Raw genomic sequence first — 19237 nt, forward strand, 5'->3', positions numbered from 1 at the left:
CCCGTGCGCCGGTCTCTAGTCCCGAAGAACTATACCCCTCGACTTGCATGTGTTAAGCCTGCCGCTAGCGTTCATCCTGAGCCAGGATCAAACTCTTCATCGTATATTGTTTGTTCTAATTAAATCAGAACTAAGTATTATGCGATGCTTTCTCTATCGTTTCTTAATTCGAATCTCTCAATTCTATTACTCTTATTCTTTTGTTCCGATTTTCATCGAAACGGCTGTCAATTCAATATGTCTACGAACGTGTCTTCTTATTTTGTATATCGCTTGTTTCTCAAAGCGGGTGCAAAAGTAGAAATTTTATTTTCAACTGGCAAGTAAATTTTGAAGTTTTTTTTAGAAATTTTTATTTCCGTTTTCCTCTAATCTCCTAACCAATATCTCAATGAACTTCCCTTGTTTTGCGGGGTGCAAACTTAAAACTTTCTTTCAATTCTCACAAGCTTTTTTAAATCTTTTTTTAGAAATAAATTTCTATTTTGATTTGTGTGCTTGTCAGTATTTCAGTGATCGTCTATCGTTGTTGCGGGTGCAAAAATAGCCCCTTTATTTACATTTACAAGCTTTTATTTTACATTTTTTCAATGTTTTTCTTAAAATACTGGTTGCATGAGGTTTATATTTTTACTTTTTTATGGGTTTATGGGAATTTGGGTGGTTTGCTATGATTTTTGGCTGTTTTGGGTGGTTTTGCCACCAAGGCACTAAGACACCAAGGTTTTTTTTCTTGCTTTTTGTGGTTTGTACTGAATATTATATTAAGACACAAAGATGGGGTTTATAATTTCGCGCAAAGGCGCTAAGTTTTGATTTTAGGAATGGTTTTCTTCTGTAATAGTCTTTTATTACTACAAACTTCTTTTGAAAACTGCTGCCCTAGCCCCGATAGTAGTGGAAATCCTTTTGTGTCCGCCGCCGCGGACGCAAAAGATTGGAACGCATAGCGGGAAACAGCTCCTAATACTTAATTAAATTCCAAATCTGAAATTCCAAATTCCAAGGCAGGCTTCAAATTCGCTCAGCCAGACATAGTCACTCTTATATAGGTTCACAAAAACAAACCCGACAGGTTTTGAAAAACTGTCGGGTTGTGATACGAAATCTTACCTTATATATAGGAGAGAGAAAACTGTCCTTATATATTGTTTATATTATCTATTACTTCTTTTGTAATGTGGATGCTTTTTAGTTTGGCTTGATGATCGAAAATTGGGCTTGTTGCCATTAGCTCGTCTACGCGTGCATAGTCGATGAACTTTTTAAGATCGGTAATTAGTTGCTCTTTGTTTCCTGTAAAGGTACATGCGGTCATTTGATTAACATGAAACCGTTCTTCTTCGCTCATAATATCATCCAGAGAATCTACCGGTGGTTGCAAACCTTTACGATCGTTTCTAATTAAATTAAGAAACATTTGATACAGGCTTGTAGATAATTTTTCGGCTTCTTCATTTGTATCGGCTGCAACAATATTTACACATGCCATTGTTTTAGGCTTATCTAAAAATTCTGAAGGCTGGAAATTCTCCCTGTAAAACTCAAAAGCCTGAATCATTTGGCGTGGTGCAAAATGTCCGGCAAATGCATACGGTAATCCGTAAGCAGCAGCAAGGGCGGCACTTTCTGTGCTTGAGCCCAAAATCCAGATTGGAACATTTGTTCCTTCGGCAGGAAAAGCACGAACTTTTGCGGTTGCATTTTCGGTTGAAAAGTAATCCTGAAGTTTGGTTACGTTTTGAGGAAAGCGTTGTGCCTGTTCAAAAAAGTCTTTTCGGATGGCTTCGGCTGTTAGCTGATCTGTTCCCGGCGCTCTTCCTAATCCTAAATCAATTCTGTTTGGATAAAGTGTTTCTAATGTTCCAAATTGCTCGGCCACTATTAAGGGAGAGTGATTGGGTAGCATGATTCCTCCTGATCCCACCCTGATATTTTGAGTTTGACCAGCGATGTAACCAATTAATACTACTGTAGCTGAACTTGCAACATGTGCCATATTGTGATGTTCAGCAAGCCAAAAACGCTTGTATCCTAAAGTATCTGCCAGTTGCGCTATTTCTTTTGTTTTTTGAAAGGTTTCGGGTGCATTGCTATCTTGTGCGATGATAGCTAATTCTAATATTGAGATTGAAATTGGGTCTTTCATATATAATGTAGCTTTTATGCAAAATTAATTCATTTGACACAAAGCTTAAATTCTTTGGTGTTAATAGAATTATAATATTTGTAGGTACAAATATTATTTCAACTGAAGATTAATTAAGCTGTGTTTTACTTTTCCATCATTATAGATGCTAAAGTCATTTGAATTTGATTCGATTTCGAATTTTGAAAGTGTATCAATTTTTAATGAAATGGCCCGATATCTAAATGTTTCCGGAATTTCAGGAAGTTCAATTGTAACCAACACTTCTTTATCTTTTTGTTCGTAGTTTATTTTAATTCGATCCCGCAACCATATATATTCGTAGACTTCTTGCCATGGTGCCATCCAGATTGAATCATTTCCTTTTGAACCGTATTTATTCGAGATAGCTGTCATATAATATTTAAAGTCCGGGAAGCGCATACTCAACGACCATAAGTTTCCGTTTCCTACTCCATGTGTAAATTCGTTGTACCAAATTGGATCGGATAATTTTGCTACTGAATCAAACGTTGCCAAAAACCGATCCATGGTTTTAAAACCAATTGTATCTTTGGAGCTTTGCACAAAAGTTCTTGCATAAATCATTTTGTCCAGATTTACTTTTTGATCTACTTTAATGACAGGTCCCGCCCCTGCATAAGAAGCTACAGAAAAAGAACCATTGGCAAGTGCATCTCTTTCATATTCTAATTGATATCCCGGATCGCTTTCGCCACCAGGAACGACAAACTGCGACATGGTAAATCCGAGATTTTGTTTAATTGAACTTGTATTTTCTGTTACTTCGGTCAAAAAATCAGTTTCGTGTTTGGTAGCATGATGAAAACCGTGATTCAAAATATCCCAACCTGCATCATACATATCTTTTACCTCAGCCCATGAAAGATGCCCACGATAAGCCGAAAAATCTCCAATTGCTCCTCCGTTAATTGCTAAACCCAACTTAAACGGAATTTTATTACCTAATCCGTCAGAATAAAAAAGTCCATTTGAGTGTGATCCGTCGCCGCCCTGATCATTTTTCCATTCGTTTATCATTTTAGGACTTACTTTCCCTCCGTTCAACAAGGGAAACGCAGTTAAATAAGCAGATCTATATCCATCATCAAGTGTAAAACTGTAGGCTAAATGTTTATTGAATTTTAAAGCTGCTGCATGAATCTTCACTTTTTCGGCAGTTTTTAATTTTATTTTAAAAGAAATCGTTTTCAGATTTGGAGGATCTATTATTCTTTTTAAAGTATTTGATGAACACAGAGTTACTCCATTTATCATGAGCAGTATTGTGAATAAAATAGATTTTATCGGAGGTTGTATTATTTTCATTTGAAATAACAGATTTAGAATTCCTAAAGATACATCTCTTTGAAAACATCTATTTAAAAAAAATGATATTTCGATACTATACTTTTCTTTTTAACGAAATAAGAATAATCCTTTTCTTAAAAAATAAATCAAATTATTGACTATCAACACAATAACATCCAGGCATTGGTTTTGGTTATAGATTGAACTCATTCAATTAATTAAATTATCAAACACCTAAAATTATGAAATCAACTACCAACCAAAATGTTTGGCCAAAAATCACAAGAGTCTTTTTTTGCCTTCTAGCAATCACTTCTTTGACACTTACAGGCTGTAATAAAAAAGATGAAACTGCAAAAACTACTTCTCCGGAAGTAACTGGAATAAAAGACTCATCAGTAGTAAAACCTGCAAATCCGCCTGCTAATTTTAAACATCAAACTGCTTTTGTTAATGGTGTAAACATTCATTATGTAATTGGCGGAAAAGGCGAACCTCTTGTATTAGTACACGGTTTTGGCCAAAACTGGTATATGTGGAATCGTTTATTGCCAGAACTTTCTAAACACTTTACTGTTATCGCACCCGATTTAAGAGGTGTTGGAGAATCTGACAAACCGGAATCTGGCTACGACAAAAAAACTATGGCCACAGACATTCATGAGTTGGTCAAAAAATTAGGCTATAACAATGTTAATCTTGCGGGACATGATATTGGACTTATGGTAGCGTATGCTTATGCGGCTCAATACGGAACTGAGGTCAAAAAATTGGCTTTGATGGATGCCCTACTTCCGGGTATTGAACCAGTTTGGTCACAAGTTTCTGCATCTGCATGGTGGTTTGGTTTCTTTGCATGGCCAGCTTCCGGGGATATTGTTAAAGGAAAAGAGAAGGAATTTTTAACCAATTTCTGGCCAATGGTAGGACATGTAAAAGATCCTTTTACAGCCGAAGAAACAGCCGAATTTGTGAGGGCCTACTCCGTTAAAGATGCTGCGAAATCAAGTTTTAAATGGTTTGGGAATTTTCCTCAGGACGGAAAAGACAATCTTGTTTTTGCAAAAACAAAACTTAAAATGCCTTTACTGGCAATGGGCGGAGAATATTTTGCTGCGGCATTCCTTAAAGAGCATTCAAAATTAGTTGCTGAAAATGTAACCGAATCAAAAATTGCAGGTTCAGGCCACTGGTTGGTTCAGGAAAATACGGCTCAGGTTCAAAAAGACTTACTGGCATTTTTTCTCGCAAAATAAAACAGTAGTATAAAGAAACAGACCCATTAAATTTTAAAAAATGAAACGAATATTTGTAATACTACTATTTTTCTTTGGTCTGTTGATGCAGTCTCAGGAAAAAGCCGACTTAATTATTTACAATGGTAAAATTGCGACCATGCAAAAATCAGGTGAATTTGTTCAGGCTCTGGCACAAAAAGACGGAATTATTCTGGCAACCGGAACTTCTAAAAGCATTTTAGAAACCTACAAAACGGCAGCGACTAAAGTTATTGATGCAAAAGGAAAAACTGTTGTTCCGGGATTAAACGACAGCCATATTCATGTGATTCGTGAAGGGTTAAATTACAATTCTGAATTGCGTTGGGATGGTGTAAAGACTTTGAAAAAAGCAATGGCAATGCTGAAGGAACAAGCTGCCAGAACACCTCCCGGGGTTTGGATCAAAGTAATTGGTGGTTGGAATGAATTTGGATTTGAGGAAAAAAGACAACCTACCATTGACGAAATAAACGCGGCAGTTCCTGATAAACCTGTTTTTATAACTTATTTATATGGTAAAGCTTTTTTAAACAAAAAAGGAATCGAAGTTTTAGGGTATACTAAAGATACACATTATGAAGGAAGTGTTCTGGAACAAGATAAAAGCGGAAATTTAACCGGATTAATGTTTGCCAAAGAAACTCCAAAAGCCATTTATACTACTTTAGGATTAACGACAAAACTTACTTCTGAGGAAAGAATCAATAGCTCGCTTCAGTTCAATCGTGAGCTCAATCGATTTGGTTTAACTTCTGTCGTTGATGCAGCGGGAGGATCCCAAAACTTTCCTGCAGATTATGCTGCCTCTATGGAATTAGCGAAACAGGGTAAACTAAATCTTAGAATTTCTTATTACCTCTTTGCGCAACAAAAAGGACGAGAACTTCAGGATTATGAAAAATGGGTTGCTGAAACTGTTGTAAACAAAAATGATAATCTTTTGGTCGCAAATGGTTATACAGAAGAAGGCGCAGGAGAAAATATTGTGGCTTCGGCAGCAGATTTTGAAAACTTCTTAGAACCCAGAATTGTACTTTCTGATGAAATGGAAAAAGACCTGGAACCTATTATTCGTTTGCTTGCTAAAAACAAATGGCCGTTTCGATTGCATGCTACTTATGGCGAATCGATAGACAGAATGCTGAATGTTTTTGAAAAAGTAAACAAAGAAATCTCCTTTAATGGTTTACGATGGTTTTTTGACCATGCCGAAACTATTACGCCTCAGGAATTAGAAAGGGTTAAAAAACTAAACGGTGGAATTGCGGTTCAATTCAGAATGTATTTTCAGGGAGAATTGTATCAAAAAATGTACGGAACTCCAAAAACACAATTGCCCCCTATTAAAAAAATGCTGGAAATGGGTATTCCTGTTGGGATGGGAACAGATGCTACACGTATTTCAACTTATAATCCCTGGATGGCATTGCATTGGCTTATTACAGGAAAAACTTTGGGTGGAATGCAATTCTGGCCAAAGGATCAGGTTTTAGACCGATTTACAGCGCTTCAATTATATACTTCAGGAAGTGCCTGGTTTTCTGGTGAAGAAAAAGAAAAAGGAAAATTAATAAAAGGAATGTATGCCGATATGTCGATTTTATCTGAAGATTATTTTACAATTTCTGATGATAAAGTTCGAAACATAGAATCGGATCTAACGATTGTAAATGGAAAAATTGTTTATGGTGCCAGAGATTTTAAAGCGCTCGATCCTGCAATCGCTCCTGTAATTCCGGAATGGTCTCCTGTAAAATACTTTGGTGGTTATACTAAAAAACTTTAAGAATAAATAAAATTCAATGGGCGATAATTTTTTCAAACACATAGCAATGATTAGAAAGTCGCCACGAATTTCACGAATGTCCACGAATTATTTTTTTTATCGTCTAAGAAAAAAATTAAAGAAAATTGGTGCAATTGGTAGCAAAAAAGAAACATTATGTTCTACATAGCGATATGCTTAAATCAATTACATCCAACAGATTAAATCAAACAAAATCTATAAAATTCAGATCATGAAAATTAAAAAAATTATTTCCGGAATTGCGGTATTAGCTTTGTGTTTACTCACAAATACCGCTGTTTATGCTCAGTTTCCTATGCCGGATCATGTACCAATCTGGGATGCAAACAAAGTAACTTTAAAATTGCACAAAATTGCTGATAATGTCTATGCTGTTTCTCCAAGTACTACAGAAACCGAGACTACAAAAGGTATTGCACAAGCTACATCTGCAGGATTTATTATTGGGGACAAAGGTGTTTTGCTGATCGAAACCATGTTAAGTAAAGGATTATATGATCAGCTTTATAAACTGATACGATCTGTAACGCAAAAACCAATTGTTTATGCTATAAATACAAGTGATCACGGTGATCATTGTTTTGGAAATTACTTATTGCCAAAAGAAACTATCATTATTCAGAACGAATTTTGCAAAGAAAACCTTTCTAAAAATTATGACAATATCAAACAGTTTATGATTATGCTTTTTGGTAAAGGAAGGGGAATAGAAGAGAGTGTTTATCGTCCGGCTGACCTTACGATTGCCATTAATCAAAATCTGAAAATTGATATGGGAGGTGGTAATATTGTTGAAATCTTAAATGTTGGAACGGCACAATCACCGGCAGATCTTTTTGTTTATTTAAGATCTGCTTCCGGAAATGTTTTATGGGCAGGAAATCCTTTTATTGCCGAAAGTCCAACAATTCCGTGGTTATTTGACGGATATTTTTTGGAGCCTGTTAACAATCTTAATAAAATCTATAATATGATTGGAGATAAAGATGTTGTTGTTCCCGGGCACGGTCGTATAACGAATAAAGCCGGTATAAAATACACTATAGATTATGTCGAAGCTCTGAAAACGAATGTAGAAAATGCTGTAAAAAAGGGGCTCACATTAGAAGAAACAAAAAAAACGGTAACTATGAAAGAATTTGATAAAGGGTATGAACTTTTTAATTGGTTGCATTTCAATTTTAATGTTCCCAATGCTTATAAGGACATCAAACAAAATGGTACCAAGTAATTATTTAAACACATAGAAACATAGATTCTGTGCACTGAAACAGGTGTTTCACTTGCATTAATAAACATAGCTATATGTTAGAAACTAGTTTCTTTTTGTATTCTTTTTTTAAATGAAAATCTATGTTTCTATGTGTTAATTTTTTTTTTCATAACACTACGAATCGGCAATAATTAAATTGAATTATGAAAAACAAAATCTTTTTACTGGTTTTATTACTTTCATTATCGGGTATGGCACAGCAATATCCGGAATTTAAATCACTTCGGTTTGATGAAAATTACAGTGTCTTAAAAAATGATACTGTAAAAAATAATTGGTATAAAACAATTAAATTTCTACCACTTTCTCCTTCTGGAAATACTTATTTGAGTTTTGGGGGAAGTGTTCGATATCAATATTTTTATGCCAGAAACGAAAACTGGGGCGATGGTCCGCAGGATAACGATGGATATATCTTGAGCCGGTATTTGTTTCATGCAGATTTTCATGCGGGTAAATATTTGAGAGCCTTTATACAAACACAGAGTAGTCTGGCAGACGGCAGAATTGATCCAAGTCCGGTAGATCAAAACCCTCTTGAAGTTCATCAGGCTTTTGTCGATTTTAATATCCTAAACAAAGCGGGTAAAAAACTTATTTTACGGGCAGGAAGGCAAGAACTGTCATACGGATCGCAACGTTTGGTTGCCGTACGGGACGGACCAAACAATAGGCAGTCCTTTGATGGCATTAAACTTATAACTTCTACAGATAATATTTCGGCAGATTTTTTCTACAGCCAATATGTGGTATCGCATGACGGAATTTTTGATGATGATTCTAATAAAGACAAACAATTTTGGGGTAGCTATTTTGTTTTTAATAAAGTCTCATTTATCAAGAATATTGATTTTTATTATTTAGGGTATTCAAGGTCGAAAGCGACATTTAATGACGGCTCGGGAAAAGAAAACCGCCATTCAGTAGGAACCCGGATTTGGGGGAAATCCGGGAACTGGCGTTATGATGGTGAAACACTTTTTCAGTTTGGCACCTTTGCATCTAAAAACATCAGTGCCTGGACTGCTTCTCTAAATATGGGATATCGTATAAATACCATCAGATTTCGTCCTGAAATTGGTTTTAAGGCCGAAGTAATTAGTGGAGATGATAAAGTAGGCGATACTAAATTGCAAACTTTTAATCCGCTTTTTCCAAGAGGTGCTTACTTTGGGCTGGCATCTGTTATTGGACCTTCTAATCTTATTGATTTTCATCCTTCTGTAAGTTTTGAGATAACTAAGCAAGTTGATTGGGTTATTGACTATGATATGTTTTGGAGATACAGCAGTAATGACGGAATTTATGCGCCAAATACTACGTTAATTTATCCGGGAAATACAACTACTGAAAAGAAAATTGGAAATCAGCTCGAAAGCGAAATCGTCTGGCAACCCAATCAATATCTTTATTTTCGTCTGGAATCGACTTGGTTTAAGGCCGGAGATTATATAAAAGCGTCCGGTGCAGGCAAGAATATATTTTTTACCGGCATCACGATGCAACTTAATTTTTAGAAAAAGGGATTAAACAAAACGTTAGAAAATAATTTAAAAAATACAACATTATGAGTCTATCAAATACTAAAACAATTGTGTTTATTACGGGAGCATTTGTTAGTCATTCCTGCTGGGATGAATGGATCGTTTTTTTTGAAAGTAAAGGATATAAAACGGTTGCCCCACCCTGGTTGTACAAAAACGAATTGGCAGAAGTGTTAAGAAGCAGGCATCCGGATGAAAAAATAGCTTCCATAAGATTGCAGCATTTAATTGATTATTATACTGAAATAATCGAGAAACTTCCCAATAAACCAATTCTGATCGGGCATTCGTATGGAGGACTTTTAACACAATTGTTGCTTCAAAAAGATCTTGCTGTTGCCGGGATTGCCATACATTCTGTAGCACCGCAAGGATTAATAACCTTTAAGTTTTCGTTTTATAAAGGAACATGGGGCGCTTTAGGCTTTTTTACTTCTCTAAAAAAGACTTTTTTAATGCCTTTTAAACAATGGCAATATGCCTTTACGAACGGAATGTTATTTGAGGAACAAAAGGAAGCGTATGAAAAACTAGTTGTTCCGGAATCTAAATTAGCCCTGAGAGATGGTTTGACAAAACTTGCTAAAATCGATTTTAGTAAACCACATCCTCCACTGCTAATTATTGCAGGTTCTGAGGATCATATTGTGCCGGCTTCTTTAAACTATCTTAATTTTAAAAAATACAAAAACTTTAAATCTATAACGGTATTCAAAGAATTTAGAGGTCGCAACCATTATGTTTTGGGACAATCCAACTGGAAAGAGGTTGCCGCTTTTGCTACAGATTGGTTAGAGAAAATTGGTTAATTAAACTTCTTATGCTGTGACTCGTAAAAAGGATATTTTAACACATAGAAAAGTAGGTTTTTCTTGTAAAAACAAAGATTATTTTAAAGAAATAAATTTCTAACACATAGCGAGCTTATGTGAATTTAGATAAATGAAACGTCTTTTTTAAGTAAACAAAAAACTATCTCTCTATGTGTTAAAATAATTATGATCAACTAATTTAATTTAGTTCACGTTTAATTTCTAATTTCTTGATTTTCGAATTTAATGTGGATGGATGAATATCCAGAATTTCAGCAGCACCGCCAATTCCGGATATTTTTCCGTTGCATTTTTTCAGAATATATAAAATATAATCACGTTCGTTCTCTAAAATAGTTTTGATCGAAAAAGATTCACTTACTTGCTCAGGATGCATTTTTGAAGAGGGTGATATTTCTATATCCCTGATGGTATTTCCGTCCGTTAACAAAATAGCACGTTGCATACAATGTTCTAATTCCCTGATATTTCCAGGCCAATTGTAATTCATTATCTGCTGCAAGACATAATCAGAAAGCGTTGGTGCTTTTCGTCCCATTTTTTCACTATAGACTTTTATAAAATGGTTCGCCAATTCCGGAATATCTTCTTTTCGTTTTTTCAGTGACGGAACCATTATCGGAAAAACATGCAAACGATAATATAAATCCATTCTGAATCTTCCTGCTGCGACTTCTTCTTCTAAATTTTTATTGGTTGCTGCTACAATTCTCACATCAATTTTTATAGGAGACGTTCCACCAATACGCTCAATTTCACGCTCCTGCAAAACCCGTAATAATTTTACCTGAAGTTCTAATGGCATCTCTCCTATTTCATCTAAAAAAATAGTTCCGCCATTGGCCAATTCAAACTTCCCTATGCGTTTATCCAAAGCTCCTGTAAAAGCACCCTTTTCGTGCCCAAAAAGTAAAGATTCTGCCAGATTTTCAGGAATAGCCCCACAATTTATAATGATGAGCGGTTTCTCTTTTCTGGGTGATAAAGCATGAATACTTTGCGCAATTTTTTCTTTTCCGGTACCACTTTCTCCCAGTATCAATACAGAAGTATCTGATGGAGCAACTTTTCTTATGTAATCAAAAACAGTAATCATTTGATTACTATTGCCTATAATTCCTTCAAACCCAAAAGCAGAATTTTCGATGGGTAAATTCTTTTTTATAGTTTCTTTTATTTCTTTTTTATCTGTAATAAAACCTTCTTCTCTATATGTCTTATTTATAAACTGGATTAGATTATTTTCTAAAATCGAAAGCAAATTTAAATGCTCCGCCGTATAAACATTAAAACTTCTACTGTAAAAAGTAAAATGATAGGTCTGAATAGTTGCCATTGAAATAGGAAAAACCAAATAGGATTTAATCCCGAAATTATGTGCTATCAGACCTTTTATAGGAGCAACCTGAAAATTAATAATTAGAGACTCTTCGCTATAAATAACAGGTTCTAAGTCTAATTTTGATTTTTTATAAGTTTCATTTAATTCCTCTGGTGAAATATCTGATATTTTAGATAATTTCTCGGGAGCAATAACCTGATAATGATCTATATTTTTACGCATAATGCCTAAATTATCATAATGCGTTTTGGTTGTAAATCCTATTTCTAAATAATCAAACGAGATTAATGTTTGTATCATTTTTGCAAATTCTAACAAAACCTCATCTCTTTTTAAATTTGAATTTATAAGGGTTTCAATATCTTTTTTTAATTGCAATTGTTGCACTAATTGTGACTCTAAGCTATATTCCTGACGATAAAATGCGATTTCGAGTGTGGTTAAAACATCTTGTTCCCTAAAAGGTTTTACTATAAATCCGTAAGGCTGAGTGGTTTTTGCCTGATCTAAAATACTTTTGCTTGAATTTGCCGAAATAAATATAAATCCAATATGATTTTCTTTTAAAATTTTAGCCAGATCTATTCCGTTTTTACTTCCTTTCAAAAAGATATCTACAAAAACCAAATCCGGTTTTTCAAGTTCAATTTGTTCTAATGCCTGATCTACAGAACGGGCAATAGCGATTACCTCATAATTTGCTTTTTCAAGGATTAATTGCAAGTCATGTGCTTCAATAAACTGATCTTCAACAACTAAAATTCTCTTTTTTAATGTATTTGAAGATGAATTATCTATATCACCAGTCTCCGTTTTCATAAATGTGGTATTTTTTGTATTATAATATGGTTAATTGATTGGTATAAAATTAGTTAATTATTCTAATTAAAGCAGCAATTATTCAAAATTTAAAGCATAAAAAACATCTTTTCCGGGAATTTTACTGACATTATTCTAAAAAAGGTGATTGGTTTATTTCTATATTTGTTTAACCATAAAACCTACCCAAAATCTCCTAATAAATCTGTTATGAAACAACATTTTTGTTTTTACTTTCTGCTTTTTATTTCTCTTCAAATTTTTGCTCAAACTCCTGCTTCAACTGCAAATTATGATTTAAAAAAGAAGCGTTTATTATTTCAATTCTGTACTACTTTTTTGTATGCAACAAATCAAGGAAAAATTGATGAAGACAGTTCGGCTGTATTAACAACAAAAGCTTACAATTTACCTCTTTCGCTAAGTTATGATGAAGGCTATAATCTCAATGCAAGTGCGATAACAGGTAGCGATCTTATAGAAAAAGGAAATATCAATGCTGCCAAAAAACTTTTACCACAATCAAAAGGTACAGATAAAATAAAATTGTTACTTCAACTGGGAAGTTTTTACCTTTTTAAACCGGGAACAAAACCGGAAGATCTTCAAAATGCTTTTGCCAATATTAATGATGCATTACAAATAAGCAATCAGATCAAAATTGTACAGTGGCAACATCAAAGTTTATTATTACTCGGGAAATATTATAGTCAGGTACATAATTTTATTGAAAGTAAAAACTGTTTTTCTAAAGTTATAAACGAATGCCGAAAACAAAACGACAAAAAAGCACTTGCTGATGCTTTAGGAAATCAGGGTTCTGCGTTACCTTTTTCAGACCCTGAAAAAGAACAAGCATTAAACGAAGCCATAGAACTTTATAAGACATTAGGATTAGAAGAAAAAGCGATAGAGATACACCTAAAGCTTATTTTAATACATTACTTCAGCGGAAATATTGTTTTGGCCAATAAAGAATTTTATCAAAATTTATCTGATCAAAGAAAAATTGGATTTAAACATACACAGTTTACAGAATCGGCAATTTCATACATTGAGCTTAACCTGCACAATATGAAAAATTCTTTGTATTATGCTCAAAAAACGATACAAACCATACAAATGCTTCATGATTATAATTTTGCTGATACTTTTTATCTGCGCTTTGGAAACGTTTATCTTGTTTTGGGGCATTATGAAGAAGCGGCAGAAATGTATGAAAAAAGCGTACAATATGGGCAACATTACATCAGTGCGGGAAGTTGGTATAAAAGTTTTATGAGCCTTGTTGTGGCAATAGCCTCCAAAGGGAAAAATCAGGAAGCTATTGATTATATCAATTCTGTAACTGCAAAATATCCGCCACTTAATGTTTATGACAAAATGATTCTGAATTATACCAAAGCAAATTGCTATGATCAATTAAAAAATTATGCATTGGCCGAAAAATATTTTAAAGAAATGGATCTTTATGCCTCACAACTAACAGGATCTGAAACATTACTAGATGTATCTAATAGCTATTCGGCAATGTCTTATTTTTATGCCCGCAGACATCAGGCAATCAAAGCAAAGCTTTATTCTGATAAAATTTTGGCGCTATCAAAAGCAAATAATCAACATTATAATTCTAAAGAGCTTGAAATTTCGCGATCAATAACTGATTCCCTAAATGGCAATTATCTATTGGCATTAAAACATTACCAAATGTATAAAAAGATGAATGATTCTCTGATTGATTATTCAAAAAGCAAACAAATCGAAGAACTTAAAATTAAATATGAAACGCTTAGTAAAGAACAAAAAATCAAGTTCTTAAATGATCATTCGAAACTTCAGGAAAGCGAGTTGCAAAAATCGCATTTACTGAATAATGTTTCGATTGTGAGTTTGATTTTACTTTTGATAACGATTGGATTATTGTATAATCGATACCGTTTAAAACAACGAAATCATGCTAAATTAGAGCTTAAAGAAAAAGAAATCAACCAGAAAAATAGTAATCTAAAACATTTACTGGATGAAAAAGAATGGTTGCTGAAAGAGATTCACCATCGTGTAAAAAACAATCTTCAAACCGTAATAAGCCTGCTCAATTCGCAATCTGCTTATCTGGATAATGATATGGCTTTATCTGCCATAAAAAATAGTCAGCACAGGATTCACTCGATGTCTTTGATTCATCAAAAACTGTATAGTTCTGAAAATATTTCGACAATTAATATGCCTAATTATATCAAGGAACTGGTCGAATATCTTAGAGATTCTTTTTCGCTGGGACAAAGAATTCGATTTGAAATAAAAGTAGCTCCATTAGAATTAGATGTTGCTCAGGCAGTTCCGCTTGGACTCATTTTAAATGAAGCCATTACGAATTCGATCAAATATGCTTTTCCAGATGATCGAACCGGAATGATTTATGTAACTCTCGAAAAGATTTCAGAAAACAAGTACTTATTAACGATTTCAGATAACGGAATTGGAATTGATATGGATTTTAGTGCTAAAAGAATTAATTCCTTTGGGATGAGTTTAATAAAAGGTTTAAGTGATGATTTGGATGCTAAATTTGCTATAGAAAACAATAAGGGAACAATTTTGAAAATCGAATTTTCGCAAGAATTTCCTTTGAATCAAAAAAGAGAACTAATTTAAAACCTAAATTTGTATCTCAAAAATAAATTCCGATTCTAGACTTTTCCTCAAATGACACATAAAATTTTAATTATAGACGACGAAGAAAAACTTAGAAGTCTGTTGGCACGTATTATAAAATCTGAAGGATTTGAAGTTATCGAAGCCAAGGATTTAAAATCAGGTTTTAAGAAACTGGAACAAACTGATATTGATGTTGTTTTATGTGATGTAAAATTACCTGACGGAAATGGTGTTGATTTTCTTCAAAATATAAAAGGAAGTTTTCCTTTGATTGAAGTTATTCTATTAACCGCTTTCGGAAATATTCCTGATGGCATTCAGGCCATGAAAAATGGTGCTTTTGATTATATTGTAAAAGGGGATGATAACGACAAAATTATTCCGCTTTTATACAAAGCCGTCGAAAAAGCGCATTTGCAGAAAAAGGTAAAACAACTCGAGAAACGTATTGGAGACAAATATTCTTTTAATACCATCATTGGAAAATCAAAAGGAATTGAGCAAGTTATTGATCTTGCCAAAAGAGTAGCCAAAACTGATTCTACTGTTTTACTTACGGGCGAAACCGGGACCGGTAAAGAAGTTTTTGCACAAGCAATCCACGAGAACAGCAATCGTGTTGGTAAATCTTTTGTGGCATTAAACTGTAGTACGTTTAGCAAAGAAATTCTGGAAAGTGAACTTTTTGGTCACAAGCAAGGAGCTTTTACGGGAGCTCTAAAAGATAAAAAAGGTTTTATAGAAGAAGCCAACGGCGGAACTTTATTCCTGGATGAAATTGGAGAAATGCCAATAGAACTTCAAGCCAAATTATTACGTGTTTTAGAAACCAGCGAATATATTCCGGTTGGAGATACAACTCCCAAAAAATCAAATTTCAGGTTAATCGCTGCAACAAACAGAGATTTAAAAACCGAAAGTGATGAACACCGTTTTCGTTCTGACTTATATTTTCGTTTGAATATTTTCGAAATAAAACTTCCTCCGTTAAGAGAAAGAATAAAAGATATTGCACCAATTACTCATTATTTTGTCCAGCAATTCTCTGAAAAAACGAATAAAAAAAACTTGACTATTTCAGATGATTTTCTTCAGAAACTAGAAAATTATTCCTGGCCGGGAAATATTCGTGAACTTAAAAATGTTATCGAAAGATCGGTTATTTTAAGCAACGGCGATATTTTGACGGCTGATGTTCTGCCTTACGAAATGCAGCATCAACCGGAAAAAGCTACAAAATCAATGTCGGCTTTCTCGATGCAAAGTGTCGAGAAACTACATATTCAGAAAGTTTTAAATTATACAAAAGGTAATAAAGCCGAAACTGCTCGTTTACTAGAAATTGGAATTGCGACTTTGTATCGAAAACTAGAAGAATATAGTATTCAGTAGTGCTAAATTATTTAAACACATAGAAACATAGGTTTAAAATTTCAATCTGAAAGTAGTTTTTAGAAAACTAGTTTTTTCCCATAGCTATGTGTTTTATTTTAAATGAAATGCCTTTATTCACATTTTGAGCTATGTTTCTATGTGTTTAAATAATTTTAACTCAATATAATTATTCCTTTCATTTTAATAAAAGCTTATCATTTTGATAGGCTTTTTTTATGCCCTATTTTTGGCACGCAACGGCATTCCTTTTATTGACAATACTTTAGCAATAACCTAACTTTTTCGGAACAGCTTTTGGCATAAGTGGGAAGAACATAAAAATTCATTCTCATGAAAAATCAAGTCACTTCAATCTACAAACAAGCGGAACGTTTTGCCGATATCACCAAAAAATCTATTGTTTCTGGTAACATCGTCCGTGCAAAAAAATGTCTGGCACTTGCTGAACGCCTTTTTATTACAGGAAGTATCGAAACTAAAAATGCTATTTCTAATGTATACATTTTCTCGGTTTCTTCTTTTATGGAAGTTCGTCACTGCAACATTTCACATCTTTTTCCTCAAACGCTTAAAGCTGAATATATCAAACAAGTTAATACTTCTGGCGTATAAAAATATGTTGAATTGGTTAACTGTTTAATCGCTCAAACATAATCTAAATTCTACAATCTTAAATCTAAAATAATCTTATGATCACTTTTCTTTTACTCGCATTGGGCGTACTGCTATTTGCTATCTGTTTTAAATCAGTTGAATTTTTTGAAAAAATCTAAATCATGACTGCACTATTTATTGTTTCCATCGCCGTTTTTGGCTATTTGGTTTATGTATTAATTAAACCTGAAAAATTTTAGCAACGTAAAATGTTTTAAGTGAGAAGTAAAATATAAAAGACAAATACTAAACATCAATTTCTTTTACCTCTCACATTTTACAATTAACAAATCACATATTATGAACACAGAATTACTTGGCGTCATCAGTATTTTTATCATTTCGATAGTTTTAGCTATTCCATTAGGAAAATATATTGCTAAAGTTTATTTGGGAGATAAAACATTGCTTGACCCGATTTTCAATCCAATTGAAAAATTTATTTTTAAAATCAGCGGTATCAATTCTTCTGAACAAATGAACTGGAAGCAACACTTAAAAGCACTTTTAAGTATCAATATGATCTGGTTCTTTCTTTGCTTTTTTATTTTATTGTATCAGGGCTCTTTATTTTTAAATCCTGATCATAATCCATCGATGAGCCCTGATTTGGCTTTTAATACCGCCATTTCGTTTGTCGTAAACTGTAATTTACAGCATTATTCAGGCGAAAGTGGAGTTTCGTACCTATCACAAATGTTTTTGATGTTCTTGCAATTTGTTTCTGCTGGTGTTGGTATGGCCGCTGCAGCAATGATTTTTACTGCAATGAAAGAAAGAACTACAGATAAACTGGGTAATTTTTACGATTATTTCATCAAAAGCTGTACACGAATTTTATTGCCACTATCCGTTATTGTAGCTACTATTTTAGCTTTTAGCGGTACACCAATGGATTTTGACAGCAAAGATGCCATTACAACTTTACAAGGCGATCACGTAGAAGTTTCCCGTGGCCCTGCTGCTGCTTTTATTGCCATTAAACATTTAGGTACAAACGGTGGTGGATTTTTTGGAGCCAACTCGGCGCATCCTTTAGAGAATCCAACTTATTTTACCAATGCTGTCGAATTGTGGTCACAATTAATTATTCCGTTTGCCATGATTTTTGCTTTAGGTTTTTATCTAAAGAAAAAGAAATTATCCTACGTAATTTTTGGTGTTATGACTGTTGGATTCTTATTACTCGTTATCCCAACGGTTGTCAGTGAAATCAACGGGAATCCTGCTATCGAAAAAATGGGAATCTCGCAAGCAACCGGAGCGATGGAAGGAAAAGAAGTTCGGTTTGGTCCTGCTATTTCAGGTTTCTGGAGTATTGCAACAACCGTAATTTCTACAGGTTCTGTAAATAGTATGCACGATAGTTCAATGCCGGTTTCCGGAGCTATGGAATTGCTTGCCATGATGGTCAATGCGTTTTACGGTGGTTGTGGTGTTGGGATTCTAAACTTCTATATTTTCATAATTCTGGCTGTATTTATTTCCGGATTAATGGTGGGTCGAACTCCTGAATTTTTAGGAAAGAAAATCGAAGCACGGGAAGTTAAAATTGCTGCTTTTATTGCAATTCTTCACCCTTTATTAATATTATCAGGTACTGCTTTGGCTTCTTATTTTGCAGCACATGATACTGCAATGGGATATTGGTTTAATGGTAATGCAACAGGCTGGTTGAACAATCCGGGACATCACGGATTCTCTGAAATGTTATACGAATATACTTCTAGTGCTGCCAACAATGGTTCAGGTTTTGAAGGTTTAGGCGATAACAACCCATTCTGGAATATTACTACAGGAATTGTGTTGCTATTGAGTCGTTTCATTCCTATCGTTGGTCCATTGGCAATTGCAGGATTATTGGCGAATAAAAAATACATCCCGGAAAGTGCCGGAACTTTAAAAACCGATACTTCTATTTTTGGGATAATGGTTTTTGCCGTAATCGCAATTATTGCCGCTTTATCATTCTTCCCAGCGTTGGCCCTTGGACCTTTAGCGGAGTACTTCACATTAAAATAACAATTCATTTTCTAATGCTGAACATTTTTAAACACATAGGAACATAGAAATAAAATATACAGAAAGAATATCGTATTTCAATATAGCCCGTGGTTTCAACCATGGGAAACGATAGGGATTGTGTTAATATATTACGCTCCCATGGTTGAA

The 19237-nt window shown here is 34.0% G+C and carries 13 protein-coding genes and 1 rRNA gene; 10 read left to right on the top strand and 4 right to left on the bottom strand.

The genetic code is table 11. The features are described from left to right. From B0A64_RS21230 to B0A64_RS21240, 3 genes are all read right to left on the bottom strand, one after another. Positions 1-103: ribosomal RNA gene (locus tag B0A64_RS21230) — 16S ribosomal RNA — on the bottom strand; the annotation flags it as partial. Positions 104-1141: 1038 nt separating this feature from the next. Beyond that, entirely contained in the window at positions 1142-2149 is a 1008-nt protein-coding gene (locus B0A64_RS21235; RefSeq protein ID WP_089481485.1) for an LLM class flavin-dependent oxidoreductase, read from the bottom strand. Between the two features lie 93 nt (positions 2150-2242). After that, a complete protein-coding gene (locus B0A64_RS21240; RefSeq protein WP_089481486.1) occupies positions 2243-3478 on the bottom strand; it encodes a polysaccharide deacetylase family protein in 1236 nt (411 codons plus the stop codon). Between the two features lie 224 nt (positions 3479-3702). Here B0A64_RS21240 and B0A64_RS21245 point away from each other — a divergent pair, with 224 nt between their 5' ends. The 5 genes from B0A64_RS21245 to B0A64_RS21265 all read left to right on the top strand — a co-directional run bounded on the left by B0A64_RS21245 (position 3703) and on the right by B0A64_RS21265 (position 10173). Continuing rightward, positions 3703-4716: an alpha/beta fold hydrolase gene (locus tag B0A64_RS21245; protein ID WP_089481487.1), complete on the top strand. Its 1014-nt coding sequence runs from the start codon at positions 3703-3705 to the stop codon at positions 4714-4716. A 40-nt stretch (positions 4717-4756) separates the two neighbouring features. Then, a complete protein-coding gene (locus tag B0A64_RS21250; RefSeq protein WP_089481488.1) occupies positions 4757-6526 on the top strand; it encodes an amidohydrolase in 1770 nt (589 codons plus the stop codon). 232 nt (positions 6527-6758) lie between these two features. Further along, positions 6759-7778, top strand: a complete 1020-nt coding sequence (locus B0A64_RS21255; RefSeq protein ID WP_089481489.1) for an MBL fold metallo-hydrolase — start codon at positions 6759-6761, stop codon at positions 7776-7778. A gap of 185 nt (positions 7779-7963) precedes the next feature. Then, positions 7964-9337, top strand: a complete 1374-nt coding sequence (locus B0A64_RS21260) for an alginate export family protein (RefSeq protein ID WP_089481490.1) — start codon at positions 7964-7966, stop codon at positions 9335-9337. Positions 9338-9387: 50 nt separating this feature from the next. After that, positions 9388-10173 (top strand): alpha/beta hydrolase, encoded by a 786-nt coding sequence (locus B0A64_RS21265; protein ID WP_089481491.1) that lies wholly within the window; start codon positions 9388-9390, stop codon positions 10171-10173. Positions 10174-10375: 202 nt separating this feature from the next. Here the strand turns inward: B0A64_RS21265 and B0A64_RS21270 are convergent, their stop codons facing one another. After that, positions 10376-12358 (bottom strand): sigma 54-interacting response regulator, encoded by a 1983-nt coding sequence (locus tag B0A64_RS21270; RefSeq protein ID WP_089481492.1) that lies wholly within the window; start codon positions 12356-12358, stop codon positions 10376-10378. Positions 12359-12568: 210 nt separating this feature from the next. Between B0A64_RS21270 and B0A64_RS21275 the strand changes: the two genes are divergently transcribed. From B0A64_RS21275 to kdpA, 5 genes are all read left to right on the top strand, one after another. Then, the gene (locus tag B0A64_RS21275; protein WP_089481493.1) at positions 12569-15013 is read left to right on the top strand and encodes a sensor histidine kinase; all 2445 of its coding nucleotides are present in this window, start codon (positions 12569-12571) and stop codon (positions 15011-15013) included. Between the two features lie 51 nt (positions 15014-15064). Beyond that, positions 15065-16408 carry a sigma-54-dependent transcriptional regulator gene (locus B0A64_RS21280; RefSeq protein ID WP_089481494.1) on the top strand — a complete coding sequence of 448 codons (1344 nt, stop codon included), beginning with the start codon at positions 15065-15067 and terminating at the stop codon, positions 16406-16408. Positions 16409-16741: 333 nt separating this feature from the next. Then, positions 16742-17023: a DUF7674 family protein gene (locus tag B0A64_RS21285; protein WP_089481495.1), complete on the top strand. Its 282-nt coding sequence runs from the start codon at positions 16742-16744 to the stop codon at positions 17021-17023. Between the two features lie 164 nt (positions 17024-17187). After that, positions 17188-17265 carry a K(+)-transporting ATPase subunit F gene (gene kdpF / locus B0A64_RS21290; RefSeq protein ID WP_073075461.1) on the top strand — a complete coding sequence of 26 codons (78 nt, stop codon included), beginning with the start codon at positions 17188-17190 and terminating at the stop codon, positions 17263-17265. Positions 17266-17365: 100 nt separating this feature from the next. Next, on the top strand, positions 17366-19087 hold the full coding sequence (kdpA, locus tag B0A64_RS21295; RefSeq protein WP_089481496.1) for a potassium-transporting ATPase subunit KdpA: 1722 nt from the start codon (positions 17366-17368) through the stop codon (positions 19085-19087). The last annotated feature ends 150 nt before the right edge of the window (positions 19088-19237 follow it).

It is taken from the genome of Flavobacterium araucananum (assembly GCF_002222055.1).
In the GTDB taxonomy this organism is placed as follows: domain Bacteria; phylum Bacteroidota; class Bacteroidia; order Flavobacteriales; family Flavobacteriaceae; genus Flavobacterium; species Flavobacterium araucananum.